The organism is Micromonospora sp. NPDC049060 (assembly GCF_040649055.1).
Lineage (GTDB): Bacteria > Actinomycetota > Actinomycetes > Mycobacteriales > Micromonosporaceae > Micromonospora > Micromonospora reichwaldensis.
In genome coordinates, this window is record NZ_JBEZEV010000026.1 from 40,117 (window position 1) to 54,182 (window position 14,066).

General features: G+C 73.6%; 14 protein-coding genes. 4 read left to right on the plus strand and 10 right to left on the minus strand.

Going from position 1 to position 14,066, the window contains the following annotated elements:
* Window positions 1-653: 653 nt before the first annotated feature.
* On the minus strand, window positions 654-1,475 hold the full coding sequence (locus AB0B83_RS13055) for an FG-GAP-like repeat-containing protein (protein ID WP_357578334.1): 822 nt from the start codon (window positions 1,473-1,475) through the stop codon (window positions 654-656).
* A 548-nt stretch (window positions 1,476-2,023) separates the two neighbouring features.
* Window positions 2,024-2,821, minus strand: a complete 798-nt coding sequence (locus AB0B83_RS13060; protein ID WP_132239275.1) for a serine protease — start codon at window positions 2,819-2,821, stop codon at window positions 2,024-2,026.
* A gap of 193 nt (window positions 2,822-3,014) precedes the next feature.
* On the opposite strand from AB0B83_RS13060, the gene AB0B83_RS13065 reads away from it, so the two are divergent.
* The gene (locus AB0B83_RS13065) at window positions 3,015-3,281 is read left to right on the plus strand and encodes a hypothetical protein (RefSeq protein WP_357578335.1); all 267 of its coding nucleotides are present in this window, start codon (window positions 3,015-3,017) and stop codon (window positions 3,279-3,281) included.
* Window positions 3,282-3,426: 145 nt separating this feature from the next.
* On the opposite strand, the gene AB0B83_RS13070 is transcribed toward AB0B83_RS13065, so the two are convergent.
* Entirely contained in the window at window positions 3,427-3,972 is a 546-nt protein-coding gene (locus tag AB0B83_RS13070) for a hypothetical protein (RefSeq protein WP_151457190.1), read from the minus strand.
* A 351-nt stretch (window positions 3,973-4,323) separates the two neighbouring features.
* On the opposite strand from AB0B83_RS13070, the gene AB0B83_RS13075 reads away from it, so the two are divergent.
* Window positions 4,324-4,644, plus strand: coding sequence for a hypothetical protein (locus tag AB0B83_RS13075; RefSeq protein WP_357578336.1), 321 nt, complete (start codon window positions 4,324-4,326; stop codon window positions 4,642-4,644).
* A gap of 48 nt (window positions 4,645-4,692) precedes the next feature.
* On the opposite strand, the gene AB0B83_RS13080 is transcribed toward AB0B83_RS13075, so the two are convergent.
* The 4 genes from AB0B83_RS13080 to AB0B83_RS13095 all read right to left on the minus strand — a co-directional run bounded on the left by AB0B83_RS13080 (window position 4,693) and on the right by AB0B83_RS13095 (window position 7,707).
* Entirely contained in the window at window positions 4,693-5,160 is a 468-nt protein-coding gene (locus tag AB0B83_RS13080; RefSeq protein ID WP_357578337.1) for a ribose-5-phosphate isomerase, read from the minus strand.
* 73 nt (window positions 5,161-5,233) lie between these two features.
* The gene (locus AB0B83_RS13085; protein WP_357578338.1) at window positions 5,234-6,433 is read right to left on the minus strand and encodes a DUF1015 family protein; all 1,200 of its coding nucleotides are present in this window, start codon (window positions 6,431-6,433) and stop codon (window positions 5,234-5,236) included.
* Window positions 6,434-6,526: 93 nt separating this feature from the next.
* A complete protein-coding gene (locus AB0B83_RS13090) occupies window positions 6,527-6,880 on the minus strand; it encodes a hypothetical protein (protein WP_357578339.1) in 354 nt (117 codons plus the stop codon).
* Between the two features lie 203 nt (window positions 6,881-7,083).
* Window positions 7,084-7,707 carry a disulfide bond formation protein DsbA gene (locus tag AB0B83_RS13095; RefSeq protein WP_357578340.1) on the minus strand — a complete coding sequence of 208 codons (624 nt, stop codon included), beginning with the start codon at window positions 7,705-7,707 and terminating at the stop codon, window positions 7,084-7,086.
* A 212-nt stretch (window positions 7,708-7,919) separates the two neighbouring features.
* On the opposite strand from AB0B83_RS13095, the gene pepN reads away from it, so the two are divergent.
* On the plus strand, window positions 7,920-10,472 hold the full coding sequence (gene pepN / locus AB0B83_RS13100; protein ID WP_357578341.1) for an aminopeptidase N: 2,553 nt from the start codon (window positions 7,920-7,922) through the stop codon (window positions 10,470-10,472).
* Between the two features lie 78 nt (window positions 10,473-10,550).
* Here pepN and AB0B83_RS13105 read toward each other — a convergent pair whose 3' ends face one another.
* From AB0B83_RS13105 to AB0B83_RS13115, 3 genes are all read right to left on the minus strand, one after another.
* Window positions 10,551-10,958, minus strand: a complete 408-nt coding sequence (locus tag AB0B83_RS13105; protein ID WP_357578342.1) for a DUF5130 family protein — start codon at window positions 10,956-10,958, stop codon at window positions 10,551-10,553.
* Window positions 10,945-11,232, minus strand: a complete 288-nt coding sequence (locus AB0B83_RS13110; RefSeq protein WP_132239469.1) for a hypothetical protein — start codon at window positions 11,230-11,232, stop codon at window positions 10,945-10,947. Before AB0B83_RS13110 ends, AB0B83_RS13105 begins: the two co-directional genes overlap by 14 nt.
* A gap of 73 nt (window positions 11,233-11,305) precedes the next feature.
* Window positions 11,306-12,769, minus strand: coding sequence for an amidase (locus AB0B83_RS13115; protein ID WP_357578343.1), 1,464 nt, complete (start codon window positions 12,767-12,769; stop codon window positions 11,306-11,308).
* A 282-nt stretch (window positions 12,770-13,051) separates the two neighbouring features.
* Here AB0B83_RS13115 and AB0B83_RS13120 point away from each other — a divergent pair, with 282 nt between their 5' ends.
* Window positions 13,052-13,921, plus strand: a complete 870-nt coding sequence (locus AB0B83_RS13120) for an alpha/beta hydrolase (RefSeq protein WP_357578359.1) — start codon at window positions 13,052-13,054, stop codon at window positions 13,919-13,921.
* The last annotated feature ends 145 nt before the right edge of the window (window positions 13,922-14,066 follow it).

Here is a 14,066-nt window from a genome sequence, read left to right on the forward strand (position 1 = left end):
TACGAGGGTGACCACCACCGGAACGCAGCCACTTCCGGCGGGACGTGGCTCGGCGCTCAACGCACTACGCGCGGCGGGCTGGTCGGCGCTGCGCTCCACGGCGGACGACGCACCGCAGCACCCCGCCCGAATTGTCCGGCTGGTAACTGACGCATTCCGGGAACGCCGTGTTTACGACGATCCAGCCAATGGTGATCAGGACGCCATGGACCTTAAAACGGCCGGATAACGTCCATGGCGTCCTGATCACCTGGGCGGCCGCACGCGAGCGGCGGGGCGGCCGCGCGCGAAGGCGCGGCGGCGGGGCGCTCCCACGCGGAAGCGCGGCGGCAGGGTGTTGCACGCGAAGCGCGGCGGCAGGGGCGCTCGCACGCGAGCGGCGGGGCGGTCGGGCGCTTTCACGCGAAGGCGCGGCAGCGGTTTCGAGATGTCCTGCGGTCACCGGCGCTTCAGCCGGTCATCCGCGCGTGCGGGATGTCGCCCGGGCCGGAACGGTGGTGTCGCCGTGTGGCCGGCAGCCGGGCGCGGGACCCGGCCGCCGTCACCTCGTCGGGGCGGTCTGTGCCCCCGTCCGCGCGTCGGACACCGAGATGGCCTCCACCGGGCAGAAGCCGGCGTCACCGGGCCGTCCGGCCTCCAGCGGCCGGCCTACGTCAGCTCACCACCGAGTACTTCTGCCAACCCGTCGCGAGCACCTCGGGCGCGGAGAACGTGGCCGAGGGCCGCTCCGCATCGAACTTGCCGTTGTGCAGGTGCACGACGAGCGTGCCGTCGGCGCGTACGGCCAGCAGGTCCGGCCGGCCGTCGAGGTCGATGTCGGTCACCGTGATGTGCGCGAACTCCTGCCAGCCCTTGCCGAGCGTGAACCACTGGCCCTCGCCCCGCCACCAGGGGCCCTCGCCGGAGGTGTCGTGCGCGAACTCGTACAGGTCGAGGTCGCCGTTGGCGCGGCGGACCAGCAGGTCGGGGCGGCCGGTGCCGGTGACGTCGGCCATCGCGAGCGGAAAGTCCTCGACGTCGACCGTCACCAGGCGGTGCGCGGTGCGGTCGTACGTCTCGTTCTGCGTGACCTGGCGCTTGTTGAAGAACGCGTCGACGTGGCCCGCGTCCTGCTCACGGCCGAACATGTCGTCACAGCCGTCCAGGTCCACGTCGGCGATGCCGAGGGTCTCCCACTTCTTGTCGTCGCGCGCGCCGGAGATCCGGATCGGCTCGCCGAGGGTGTCGAGACCGTTCAGCCCGCCCCTGTTCGGATAGAGGAAGATCCCGTGCGTTTCGTTCATGTGCGTCATGCTCACGCCGATCACGTCGGCGTAGCCGTTGCCGTTGACATCGATGGGACGGACCATCCCGTGGTGGCGATACGGGTGGAAGCCGGTGCTGATCAGCACGGGCTCGTCGAATGTCTCGCCGCCACGGAAGCTGCCGCTGTGCGGAAAGACCAGCAGGTCACCCGTGTCGTCGTCACGGGCCATGATGTCCAGCCTCCCGTTCCCGTTGAACGAACGGCAGTGACCATTCCCGCCCATGCGTGCCACGAACTACCTCCCCGTACGCCCCGAAACACGACAGTCCGATCATTACGAACAGGGGCTGGGGGCGGTAACCCCTACCCGCACCCCTCACCACCCGCAAGACGGCGATCGACAGGCGGGATCGACATACGACAAAGCGACCTACGCCTATCGGCGCCCATCCATGCCCCATCGCCGGCCGCGAACATTAGGGGACCGATCGGAGATGGGGAGCAGGCACCTTTCCGCCACCTCACTTTCTGTCGCTCGAAGTCGAGGCCGCGACCCGAGCGGCCCGCCGCGCGGAACCGTCGGGCGGGCGCACGGTCAGGGCCAGCCGGAGCACGCGCGGGGCCGACGCCAGGCAAGGCCAGCCGGAGCACGCGCGGGGCCGACGCCAGGCAAGGCCAGCCGGAGCACGCGCAGAGCTGGCGCCGGGCCGGGCCAGCCGGAGCACGCGCGGGGGCCCGGCCGGACGAGCCGGCCGGGCCCCCAGGGTTGGTTCCGGGTCAGCCGCCGAGGCTCGCCGCCGCCGAGGCGATCGCCGGGGCGAAGGTGCTCACCTGGGTGTAGACGCCGGGGTAGGAGGGCCGGGCGCAGCCGTTGCCCCAGCTCACGATGCCGACCTGGATCCAGGCGTTGCTCGCGTCGCGCCGGAACATCGGGCCACCCGAGTCCCCCTGGCAGGTGTCGATGCCGCCGCTGGCGTAGCCGGCGCAGATCTCCTCGTTCGCGATGATCTGCCCGCCGTAGTAGGAGTTGCAGGTCGCGTCGCTGACGAACGGCACGCTGGCCTTGCGCAGGTAGCGCTGCTGCGCGCCGCCCTCGCGGGTGGCGCCCCAGCCGGCGACCGTGAAGGTGCCGTTGTCGTACGCGGTGCTGGTGGCGATCTTCAGCGTCGGGAGCGTGGTGACCGGCGTGGCCAGCCGGATCAGGGCCCAGTCCTTGCCGTTGCCGTTGTAGCCGGGCGCCCGGTAGACGTAGTTCGAGCGCACCTGGATCCGGCTCGACGACTGGAGGTCCACGACGCCGAGGGTGGCGGTGATGCTGGTGTTCGTACCGGTCCCGCCGACGCAGTGCGCGGCCGTCAGCACCAGGCGCGGGCTGTAGAGGGAACCGCCGCAGCCCATGGAGAGCCGGACCATGAAGGGGAACTCGCCCTGAGCGGCCAGCGTGCCGCCCACGACGTACGGGGTCACCTCGGGCCCGGGCTTGGCGGAGGCCGGAACAGCCAGGACGAACGAGCCGGCGGTGACCGCCACCAACGCGGCGGCCAACCGACCGACGAGTGTGCGCCAACGGACCATGGGAGCCTCCCGAACCCTCGCGGCGGGCCGAGGCGGCGCGCCGGAAACCGATGGCGGGAGCCTATGGATGTCTATCGATGGATAGCAATGCCCTGACACATCCCGCGTCGGTCATACCGCAGCCGACCAGGATTCGGCGCGCCGGACGCGCATCGCCCGTTTTGCGCCGGGACCGCCCGGGTACGGCCTGGACATGGACACGAACACGAAGGCACACCTCGTTGGCGGACCCCGGGACGGCAGCACCATCGACACGGGCGGCGACGCCCTGCTCGAGGTGGAGATCGACGGCATGATGCACCGCTACGTCCGGACCACGAAGCAGCACGGCGAGGACGGCACGGTCTACAACTACGACGGAATGGTGGCGCCGGACGGCGGGGAGCCCGGCGTCGAGGACCCGGCGGCCCGGGTGGCCTCCCCGAAGGCCGACGCGGAGGGCCACGGCGGGAAGCACTGAGCTGCGGATCAGCTCCGGCCGGGCGCGGATGAACCGCGGCCGGCCGGGTAAGCAGCCGGCGACCTGGTGGAACGACCGGAGGTCGCGAGACGCCGCGACCGGGCGCGCGGGCGGGCGGCGCAGGCCGGCCCGCCCGGGCGTACGGTCAGTTGTTGCTGATCCAGTTCCAGGCCGACACGACCCACTCGGTCTGCTGGAGGTAGGCGATCCCGAGACCGGCCAGGAAGACCGCCGTCACCAGGTGCGCCCCGCGCGCGCTGCGCCGCACCCGACCCAGCTGCCGCTCCAGCACCACCCGGCCGAGCAGCCGGGCCAACGCGAAGAGGCCGACGGCCACCAGCAGGCTCAGCAGGAAGATCAGGAACGGGCCGCCCAGGTTCCCACCGCCCGAGATGGCCCAGATCCCCCAGCAGACGAAGGCGAAGAGCGCGCCGGCCGCACTCCACTCGCCGCCGCGCTTCAACTGCTCGACGTGCCAGCTCAGCGGGCGGCGCGGGGCCGGCGCGTCGGGCCACCCGGTGCCCGTCGGCTCGTGCTCGACGACGGGGAACGGCTCGGTACGCGTCGTACGGGACTGCCCGACCGAGGCCACCCCCCGCTGGTACGCGTCGCGCTGCGGCGGCACCCCGGCACCGGGCTGCGGCGGCACCTCGACGGTCCGCTCGGCCCACGGCTGCGTCTGGTCGACCATCTCGTCCCTCCCCTGGACGACGGCGACCACCGGCCGCCGTCCGTTCCGAGGGTAGCCAGCCCGCAAACCGGTCGCCGAGGCCGCACCCGGGCGCAGGCCCCGATCCGCTGGCCACAGCGGGGCCGGCCGACCCGGCGTGCGCTGACGGCCGGGTCGTCGTGACCGAGGTCACCGACCACTCCCCGCACCGCGCCGGACCCGCGAGCCGACACGGACCCGCAAAACGGCACCGACCCGCAAGCCGACACGGACCCGTGAACCAGCGCCGACCCGCACGCCGACACCGAACCCGCAAGCCAGCGCCGGGTCCGCGAGCCAGCGCCGATCGGGTCGGGGCGGTACGGTCGGCTGATGGGTGACACGGAGCGACGCCGGCGCCGGATACGGCACCCGAGCGGTGACGCGGGCGCGACCGGGGGCCCCAACGCGACGACCGCCGGGGTGCACGACGGCCCCGAGCCGCCGCGTGCCCGCCGGGGCGGCCCGGGTGACGAGGGTGACCGCGGCCTGCGGGGTCTCGTCGGCCCCGGCTCCTCCCAGGTGAGCGTGACCGCCGCGATGCGGGCCCGCGACGCCTCCCGCCCCACGGACGAGGACCTGGCCGCGGCCGAGGAACGCGTGGTGATCATCCGCCGCAACTGGACGCCCCGCGAGGACCTCCCCCGCCGCTGACCCCCGGCCCTGGCGGGAAGGCGGCCAGGCGATCAGGCAGTCACGCGGTCAGGGCAGCGCGGGGAGCTGGCGGGTGCTCTCGTAGTCGGCCACCTGGGCGATCCGGCGGGCGTGCCGCTCGTTGCCCGAGAACGGGGTCGTCAGGAAAGCCTCGACGATGGCGGTGGCCTCGTCCAGCGTGTGCTGGCGGGCGCCGACCGCGACGATGTTCGCGTCGTTGTGCTCGCGGGCCAACTGGGCGGTGTCGATGCTCCAGGCGAGGGCCGCCCGGACGCCGGCCACCTTGTTCGCGGCGATCTGCTCGCCGTTGCCCGAGCCGCCGATGACCACCCCGAGGCTGCCCTCGTCAGCCACCACCCGGTCACCGGTGTGCAGGCAGAAGGCCGGGTAGTCGTCGTCCGGGTCGAAGGCGTGCGGGCCGACGTCGACCACGTCGTGCCCCTCCTTGGTCAGGTGGTTGACCAGGTGCACCTTCAACTCGAAACCGGCGTGGTCGGATCCCAGGTAGACGCGCATACCGCGCAGTCTGTCAGGCGCGCCTCCGGGACGACGCGCGGGCGGCGTCCCGGAGGCGGATTCGTCACAGGGGTCAGCGGGACAGCTCGGCGACCACCAGGCCGCCGCGGGCCTTCGGGGTGAACCAGGTGCTCTTGCGCGGCATCTTCTCCCGGGCCAGGTTGACCGCGACGAAGTCGTCCACCGTCACCGGGGCGACCAGCACCGCCAGCTCGGCCCGGCCCGCGTCGACCTCGCCGGTCAGCCAGCTCGCCGGGTAGTCGCCGCCGACGTAGGTGATCCGCTTGTCGCCCGGGTCGAGCCCGAGCGCGTCGCGCAGGAGCAGCCGCTCGACCAGGGCGTGGTCCAGGTTCTCCAGCCGGTTCTCGCCGACGTGCGGCAGGGTGACCGCGTACCCCTGGCCGGCGAGGCGGAGGTGCACGGTGCCGCCGGTCGCCGGGACCTCGACCGGGCCGTCGATCGGGCTGACCTCCGCGCCGGCGGCGCGGAGCCGGTCGAGCAGGTCGTCGGCGCTGGTGGTCAGCTCGCTGACCAGCCGGTTGTAGGGCTGGATCGCCACCGAGGCCGGCGTCGTGATCACGGACAGGAAGCGCGGCAGCCCGCCGGTCTGTGCGGCCAGGCTGCGGTGGTTGCCGTCGGCCACGACCAGCTCGCCGCCGCCCGCCAGGGCGGTCAGCTCGTCCTGGCGCGGGCCCGGCCCGAGCAGCCAGATGGCGTGGGTGCGCCCGGCCTGGTCGGTGTCGGTCGCCGCCGGCGCGCCGGCCGCGTCGGTCGCCGCCGCGAGGGCGGCGTGCAGCTCGTCGCCGCGCCCGGTCTGGAGCAGGAGTACGGGCGACAGCAGGTGCCCCAGCGCCTCGGCGAGCGCCACCCGCTCCCGCACCTTCGCGATGAAGACGTCCTCGTTGCGGATGACCAGCCCGGGCTCGTCGGCGCGGGTGGAGATCTGGTCGGTGTCCACCATGGCGAAGAGCCCGTACGCGTTCTCCTCCCCCGGCGCGCTGATCCGGTAGAGGACCACGACCTGCTCGGCCGGCGTGTAGCTGCCGTCGGCCTTGGCCTCGGCGAGCCGGGTCACCGCGTCCGGCAGGGCGTCGAGGAAGGACCTGCCCAGGCTCTCCGGGGCCCGGTGCGGCATCTCGATGCCGAGGGCACTGTGCGGGTTCGCCTCGATGATCGCGGTGATCTCCGCGTCGTCGGCGAACTCGTCGTAGTTCTGCGCGCCGGTGCCGCCAGTGGTGATCCAGGCCCGGGCGATCGGATGCACGACCGTCATGTGCGGAGACGCTACCGGCGACGCGAGTCCCGCCGGCGCGGGACCCGCGCGGGGTCCACCAGATGAAAGAGCTACCGGGGCGGGGCGCCGGATTCAGGCGGTGCGGTCGGACTGTCCCGCAGTCCTGCGGTGCCGGCCGCCCGGCGTGGGGCCGCCCGCCGGTCGCCGGCCCGGCACGCCCGGTACGGCGGGCACGATCCGCCGGGTCCCGCCCGGCGCGGCCGGTACCGGCCGGTGCTCGGTCGGCGGGGTGAGGCGGGAGGTGGCCGGCACGCGGGCGACGCCGACCACGATCGGCGGAGCGAGCAGGTCCACCATGTGGGCGGGAAGGTCGGGGCGGACCGCCGGCCAGCGGGAGTCGTCGACCGACCAGTACGCCGCGTCCGGGCGCTCGGTCACCCCCTCCCGGGTCGACGGGTCGTCACCGGGCACACGGTGCTTGGCCATCGGAACTGCCTCCACGAGCTGCGGGTGCGGCCCTGCGGGTCGCTGCGGCGGACACCCGGGCCAACGATCCCGCCGCCACCCCGGTGACGCCCCCGCCCTCCCCCGGGCCCCGCGTCGCCCGCCGCCGATCAGGGGGTTCACGACGCGAACCCCCTGATCGGCCCGGGAGGTGCCCACGGTGGGGCCGAAGCGAAGGAGCGGAGTCAGTCGAAGATGGGGTCGAGGTCGCGGGAGCGCTTCAGCTCGTAGAAGCCGGGGGTGCCGGCGACCAGCAGGACGCCGTCCCAGAGCCGGCCGGCGGCCTCGCCCTTCGGCGCCGGGGTGACCACCGGGCCGAAGAAGGCGACCGTGCCGCCGTCCGGGCCGGGCGCGTGGATCACCGGGGTGCCGACGTCGGTGCCGACCGGACGCATGCCGGCCTCGTGGCTGGCCCGCAGCGCCTCGTCGTGGGCGGTGCCCTCGGCGACGTCGGCCAGCTCCGGGTCGAGCCCGACGTCGGTCAGCGCGGCGACGAACAGCTCCCGCGTGAGCTTCTCCTGCCCGAGGTGGATCCGGGTGCCGAGGGCGGTGTAGAGCTTCCGGACGGCGTCCTGGCCGTACCGCTGCTCGACGGCGATGCAGACCCGCACCGGGCCCCAGCCGGTCCGCATCAGCTCCTGGTACTGCTCCGGCAGGTCCCGGCCCTCGTTGAGCACCGAGAGGCTCATCACACGGAACCGGACGTCCACGTCCCGGACCTGCTCCACCTCCAGCAGCCAACGGGAGGTGATCCACGCCCACGGGCAGAGGGGGTCGAAGAACATGTCTACGGCGGCACGCTCGCTCACGGCTGGTCCCTTCGAAACGGGGTGCGCCGGCTTCCCGGTGCCTCCTGCGATCTTCACCCCAGCGGGTATCGACCGACAGCGGAATGAGAGCGTGACCTCGCCCACCACAGGGTGTTCGTGCATGGAAGACTCGAATCCGGCCGTCACGAGCGGTCGATGACGGCGCCACCAAGGCGTGCGGCGAAACGGGATGGAGACGAAAAGTGCCGGGAGTGCGCAACCTGACGCAGGTCGAGGCCACCGAGCGGGCCCGCCTGCTCGACGTGACCGGATACGACATCAGTCTGGACCTCTCGTCCGCCGTACGGGCGGCGGCCGAGGCTCGCACCTTCCGTTCGAGGACCGAGGTGCGGTTCCGGTGCGCGGAACCCGGCGCGAGCACCTTCATCGAGCTGGCCGCCGACTCGGTGCGCTCCGCGACGCTGAACGGGACCCCGGTGGACCTGGGCGACTGGTCGGCCGAGAAGGGCCTGACCCTGTCGGGACTGGACAGCGAGAACACGCTCGTCGTCGAGGCGGACTTCGCGTACTCGAACAGCGGGCAGGGCCTGCACCGCACCGTCGACCCGGTCGACGGCGAGACCTACCTCTACAGCCAGTTCGAGACGGCCGACGCCCAGCGGGTCTTCGCCTGCTTCGACCAGCCCGACCTGAAGAGCGTCTACACCTGGCACGCCACCGTCCCGGACCACTGGAAGGTGGTCTCGAACATGCCGGTGGAGCGGGAGGAGGCGGCGGGCGAGGGGCTGAAGACGGTCCACCTCACCACCTCGGTGCGGATGAGCACCTACATCACCGCCCTCTGCGCCGGGCCGTACCACGAGGTGCGGGACAGCCACGACGGCATCGACCTGGGCGCGTTCTGCCGGGCCTCGATGGCGCCGCACCTCGACTCGGACGACCTCTTCCTGGTCACCAAGCAGGGCTTCGACTTCTTCCACGAGCAGTTCGGCGTGCGCTACCCGCTGCCCAAGTACGACCAGCTGTGGGTGCCCGACTTCAACGCCGGCGCCATGGAGAACTTCGGCTGCGTCACGCACGCCGAGTCGCACTACCTCTTCCGCTCGCAGGTGACCGACTACGAGTACGAGCAGCGGGCCAACACGATCCTGCACGAGCTGGCGCACATGTGGTTCGGTGACCTGGTCACCATGCGCTGGTGGAACGACCTGTGGCTCAACGAGTCGTTCGCCGAGTGGGCCAGCCACTGGTGCAACACCCACGCCACCCGCTTCACCGAGGCCTGGACGACGTTCCTGTCCATCCGGAAGAACTGGGGCTACCGGCAGGACCAGCTCTCCTCCACCCACCCGGTCTACTGCGAGATGCCGGACCTGGAGGCGGTCGAGGTCAACTTCGACGGCATCACCTACGCCAAGGGCGCGAGCGTGCTCAAGCAGCTCGTCGCGTACGTCGGTGAGGAGCCGTTCCTGGCCGGCCTGCGGGCCTACTTCGCCAAGCACGCCTGGGGCAACGCCACCTTCGACGACCTGCTCTCCGAGCTGGAGACGGCCTCCGGCCGGGAGCTGCGCAAGTTCGCCGCCCAGTGGCTGGAGACGGCGCAGGTCAACACCCTGCGGCCGGAGCTGACGATCGGCGCGGACGGCACCTACGAGCAGGTCGTCGTGCTCCAGGAGGCGCCCACCGCGCACCCGACGCTGCGTACCCACCGGATCGGCGTGGGCCTCTACGACCTGACCGACGGCCGGCTGGTCCGCCGCGAGCGGCACGAGATCGACGTCGCCGGCGAGCGGACCGAGCTGACCGCGCTGCGCGGCGTGCCCGCCGCCGACGTGCTGCTGCTCAACGACGACGACCTCACCTACACCAAGCTGCGCCTCGACGAGCGGTCGATGGCCACCGTGGTGCAGCACATCGCCGGCTTCGAGTCGTCGCTGGCCCGCGCGCTGTGCTGGACCGCCGCCTGGGACATGACCCGCGACGCCGAGTTGGCCGCCCGCGACTACGTGGCGCTGGTGCTGGCGGGGCTGCCCGCCGAGACCGACATCAACCTGGTCAACGCCGCGCTGCGCCAGGCCAAGACGGCGCTCACCTTCTACGCCGACCCGGCCTGGGCGCCGACCGGCTGGGCGGAGCTGGCCCGCACCGCGCGGACGACGCTGGCGGCGGCGGAACCGGGCAGCGGCTTCCAGCTGACCTGGGCCCGCGCGTACGCCACGGCGGCCCGCTCGGCCGAGGACCTGGCCACCCTGCGGGGCTGGCTGGCCGGCACCGACGTTCCGGCCGGTCTGTCCATCGACACCGAGCTGCGCTGGGCTGTGCTGGACGCGCTGGTCGCCAACGGCGCGGCCGGTCCCGCCGAGATCGAGGCCGAGCTGGCCGGGGACCGCACGGCCAGTGGCGAGCGCGAGGCCGCGTACGCGCACGCGCTGGTGCCGACGGCGGAGAACAAGGCCGCCGTCTGGGCTCAGCTGACCGGCCCGGAGTCGCTGCCGAACTGGCGCAACCGGGCGCTGTTGCAGGGCCTCATCCACCCGGCGCAGGTCGAGCTGACGGTGCCCTACCGCGACGCGTACTTCGCCACGGTGGACCAGGTCTGGGGCAGCCGGGACAGCGAGCCGGCGCAGGAGTTCGCGCAGCTGGCGTACCCGGCGTACCTGGTGGACGACGAGACCGTGGCGGCCACCGACGCGTGGCTGGCCGGCGACGGCCACTCGGCCCCGCTGCGCCGGCTGGTGGGCGAGGGCCGCGACGGCGTCGTCCGCGCCCTGCGGGCCCGCGAGCGGGACGCGCGCAGCGCCTGACGTACGCCCGACACGGTGAAGCCCGGTCCGCGGTGCGGACCGGGCTTCACCGTTGGACGTCGGGTGGGCTCGAGTCGGTCAGCCCTTGCCGGCGTGGCTGGCGAGCTGGTCGAGGCCGTTGATGATGCCGCCGGCCAGGTCGCCGCCGCCGAACGCCGCCACCATCGACAGCGCGGCGAGCCGGGCGTAGGTGTCGGGGATGCGCTTGCGGGCGTGCCGGCCGGTGACGATCTCCAGCTGCCGCTGGTTGGGCGACACCGCGATCAGGACCGACCGGTCGGGCTCGGCGAGCTGGCGGTGCAGCCGCTCCGCGTGCTCCCGGACCGGCTCGTCGAGGCCGCCGACGAAGACCGAGAAGACCAGGCCGGTGCCCTGGTCCGCCAGGCGCAGGGCCTCGTCGATGCGCAGCAGCTGGCGGGTCGAGAACGGCCCGTCCAGCACCTCGGGCGGATTCCCCGTCCCGGCCTGCTTCTCACCAACGGTCACTTGCGCCTCCGGTTCCACCGGCCGGCGCCTCGATGCCGGCCTGCTCCTGCTTGCGGCTGGTCAGCGCCGGCGCCTGCGCGCCCGCTGCCAGGGCGGTGCCGGCCGAGTCGGCCAGCTGCTCCGGCCGGCCCAGGAACCAGACCGGAGTGAAGTCGAAGGACCGGCCCGGCCGGTAGCGCTTGGCGCCGCCACCGCCGCCGCCACGGCTACCGGCGTACGCCAGACCGGCGATCACCAGCACCGCGGCCGCCGGGATGCCGACGAAGACCAGCAACGTCTCGGTTACAGACAATCCCAACGCCCCCAGGCGGAAGAAGAGACCTCAAGGATCCGGGTCGGGTGGACGATCATGGCGCCGACCTCCCGACACCGCTGCCATTCACGTTAGCGGAGCCCACGGCCCGCCAGATTGCGGGGTGGCGATCCCATCCGCCACTGGAGTGCTCCAGTTGCGCAGCCGTGGCGATCAACCTCGCGTCGTCGCCGTACCGGCCGGTCAGCAGGACCCCCACTGGCAGCCCCTCGGCGGTGACGCCCACCGGCAGGGACACGGACGGATCACCCGTGACGTTGAACACGGCGCAGTACGGCGAGAACCGGCGTTGCCGGTCGAAGTCCTCGGCCGGGTCGCCCCCCTCGGCGAACCAGCCCAGCGGCGCCTGCGGCGCGGCGAGGGTCGGGCAGAGCAGCAGGTCGCAGCCGGCGGTGCGGCGCACCCCGAGGCGTACCTGCGCCTGGAGTTCGCCGAGCGTGGCGGTGAGGGTGCCGGCGGAGATCTCCGCGCCCCGGGCCCGCAGGTGGCGGGTCAGCGGCAGCAGCGCGCTCTCCCGCCCGCGCGGCACGGGCGCGAGCGCCAGCACGTACCAGACGATCTCGAACAGCGGCCACACGGCGGGCCCGAGGGGCGCGGGGACGTCGACCACCTCGTGGCCGGCGGCGGTGAGCAGCGCCGCCGCCCGGTCCACGGCGGCGAGGCAGTCGGGGTGCACCGGCTCGTCGGCGAGCATCGGGGCGGTGAACCGCCCGACGCGCAGCCGCCCCGGGTCGGCCGCGCGGGCCGCGCCGAGCCAGCCGCCCGGGGGCGGGACGGGCGCCAGGTAGGGCTCGCCGGGCACCGGCCGGGCCAGCACGTCGAGCAGCGCCGCCACGTCGGCGACCGTACGCCCGATCGGGCCGTTGGTGGGCAGGCCGAAGGCGCCGGAGCCGACCGGCCCCCCGGAGACCAGCCCCCGGCTCGGCTTGTAGCCGACCAGGCCGCACAGCGACGCCGGGATGCGCAGCGAGCCGCCGCCGTCGGAGCCCTGGGCGACCGGCACCAGCCCGGCCGCGACGGCCGCCGCCGCCCCTCCGCTGGAGCCGCCGGCGGTGTACGCCAGGTCCCACGGGTTGCGGGCCGGCGGCGCGACAAGCCCCTCCGAGTAGAGCGAACAGCCCAGCTCGGAGGTGGTGGTCTTGCCCAGGCTCACCAGCCCGGCCTCCGCCATGAACCGGACCACGTCGGCGTCCACGGGCGGCACGAAGTCGGCGAACGCCGCCGAGCCGAAGGTGGTGCGCACCCCGGCGGTGAGGGTCAGGTCCTTGATCGCGGTCGGCACGCCGTGCAACGGGCCGCGCTCGTCGGCGGGGACGGCGTCGGCGGCGCGGGCCGCCGCGCGGGCCCGCTCGCCGGTGACCGTGACGAACGCGCCGACGGTGTCGCCGAGCGCGTCGACCCGGGTCAGGTGGTGCTCGACCAGTTCGACGCTGGACAGCTCGCCCCGGGCGATCGCGGCGGCCTGCTCCAGCGCGGTCAGGTCGTGCGGCTCGGCCATCCCCTCATCCTGCCCGCCCGGCCGCCACTGTGCCGTACGACACGGCCGGCCGGAGGTGCGACGAGCGCCATATCCCCCCGGACATGACCACATCGGGATGACCGGCCACCGGCACCCGGCACGCAGGATGGACCCGATCGATGGCGATCACCGTCCACCCGGTGGCCCCCCCGCAACGCCGCCACCGACCCCCACCCCCGCAGGAGCGTCGCCGTGCAACCTCTACCCGCTCTGCACCCCGTCCCCCGCCGCCGCTGGTCCTCGCGCGCCACCCGTCCGCTGCTGGCCCTCGCCCTGGTCGGCGCGAGCCTGGCCGCCGCACCCGCCGCACCCGCCGGCGCCCGGGACCTGCCTACGGCCGCGCCACTCGCCGCCAACCCCTACGAGCGCGGCCCCGCGCCCACCGTGGCCAGCATCGAGGCCACCCGGGGCCCGTTCGCCACCGCACAGACCACAGTGGGCGCCAGCAGCGTCAGCGGCTTCGGCGGCGGGACGATCTACTACCCGACGAGCACCGCCGAGGGCACCTTCGGCGCGGTCGCCATCTCCCCCGGCTTCACCGCGCGCCAGACGTCGGTCGCGTGGCTCGGCCCGCGCCTGGCCTCGCAGGGCTTCGTCGTCATCACCATCGACACCCGGTCCGTCTACGACCAGCCGGCCAGCCGGGGCACCCAGTTGCTGGCCGCCCTGGACTACCTGACCAACACCAGCACCGTCCGCACCCGGATCGACAGGAACCGGCTCGCCGTGATGGGTCACTCGATGGGCGGCGGAGGCAGCCTGTCGGCGGCCAGCACCCGGCCCGCGTTGCAGGCGGCGATCCCGCTGACCGGCTGGCACACCCAGAAGAGCTGGTCCACGGTGCGCGTACCGACCCTGGTCATCGGGGCCGAGAACGACACCGTGGCCCCGGTCTCGTCGCACTCGGAGCCGTTCTACACCAGCCTGCCGGCCACTCTGGACAAGGCGTACCTGGAGCTGAACGCGGCGAGCCACTCCGCGCCCACCTCGGCGAACGTGACGGTGGCGAAGTACAGCATCTCCTGGCTCAAGCGGTTCGTCGACGACGACACCCGCTACGAGCAGTTCCTCTGCCCGGCCCCGCGGGGCTCGGCGATCGAGGAGTACCGGGACACCTGCCCGCACTCCTGAACCCCATGCTCCGGGGCCGTCGCGCGCACTGGGGGCCGCGACGGCTCCGGATTCCACCCGCCGGGCGGCGCGGGGGCCCGCGGGGACCGCGCCCCCCCCGCGCCCGGGAGGGGGGGGGGGCGCGGGCTCGCCCCCCGGTGGCCCC

Bases quoted from the DNA above. Each gene is read 5' to 3' on its own strand.
- AB0B83_RS13060 (WP_132239275.1), bottom strand. From the start codon at position 2,821: ATGGTCCGTTGGCGCACACTCGTCGGTCGGTTGGCCGCCGCGTTGGTG.
- AB0B83_RS13075 (WP_357578336.1), top strand. From the start codon at position 4,324: ATGGGTGACACGGAGCGACGCCGGCGCCGGATACGGCACCCGAGCGGT.
- AB0B83_RS13115 (WP_357578343.1), bottom strand. From the start codon at position 12,769: ATGGCCGAGCCGCACGACCTGACCGCGCTGGAGCAGGCCGCCGCGATC.
- AB0B83_RS13070 (WP_151457190.1), bottom strand. From the start codon at position 3,972: ATGGTCGACCAGACGCAGCCGTGGGCCGAGCGGACCGTCGAGGTGCCG.
- AB0B83_RS13065 (WP_357578335.1), top strand. From the start codon at position 3,015: ATGGACACGAACACGAAGGCACACCTCGTTGGCGGACCCCGGGACGGC.
- AB0B83_RS13090 (WP_357578339.1), bottom strand. From the start codon at position 6,880: ATGGCCAAGCACCGTGTGCCCGGTGACGACCCGTCGACCCGGGAGGGG.
- AB0B83_RS13080 (WP_357578337.1), bottom strand. From the start codon at position 5,160: ATGCGCGTCTACCTGGGATCCGACCACGCCGGTTTCGAGTTGAAGGTG.
- AB0B83_RS13055 (WP_357578334.1), bottom strand. From the start codon at position 1,475: ATGGCCCGTGACGACGACACGGGTGACCTGCTGGTCTTTCCGCACAGC.
- AB0B83_RS13085 (WP_357578338.1), bottom strand. From the start codon at position 6,433: ATGACGGTCGTGCATCCGATCGCCCGGGCCTGGATCACCACTGGCGGC.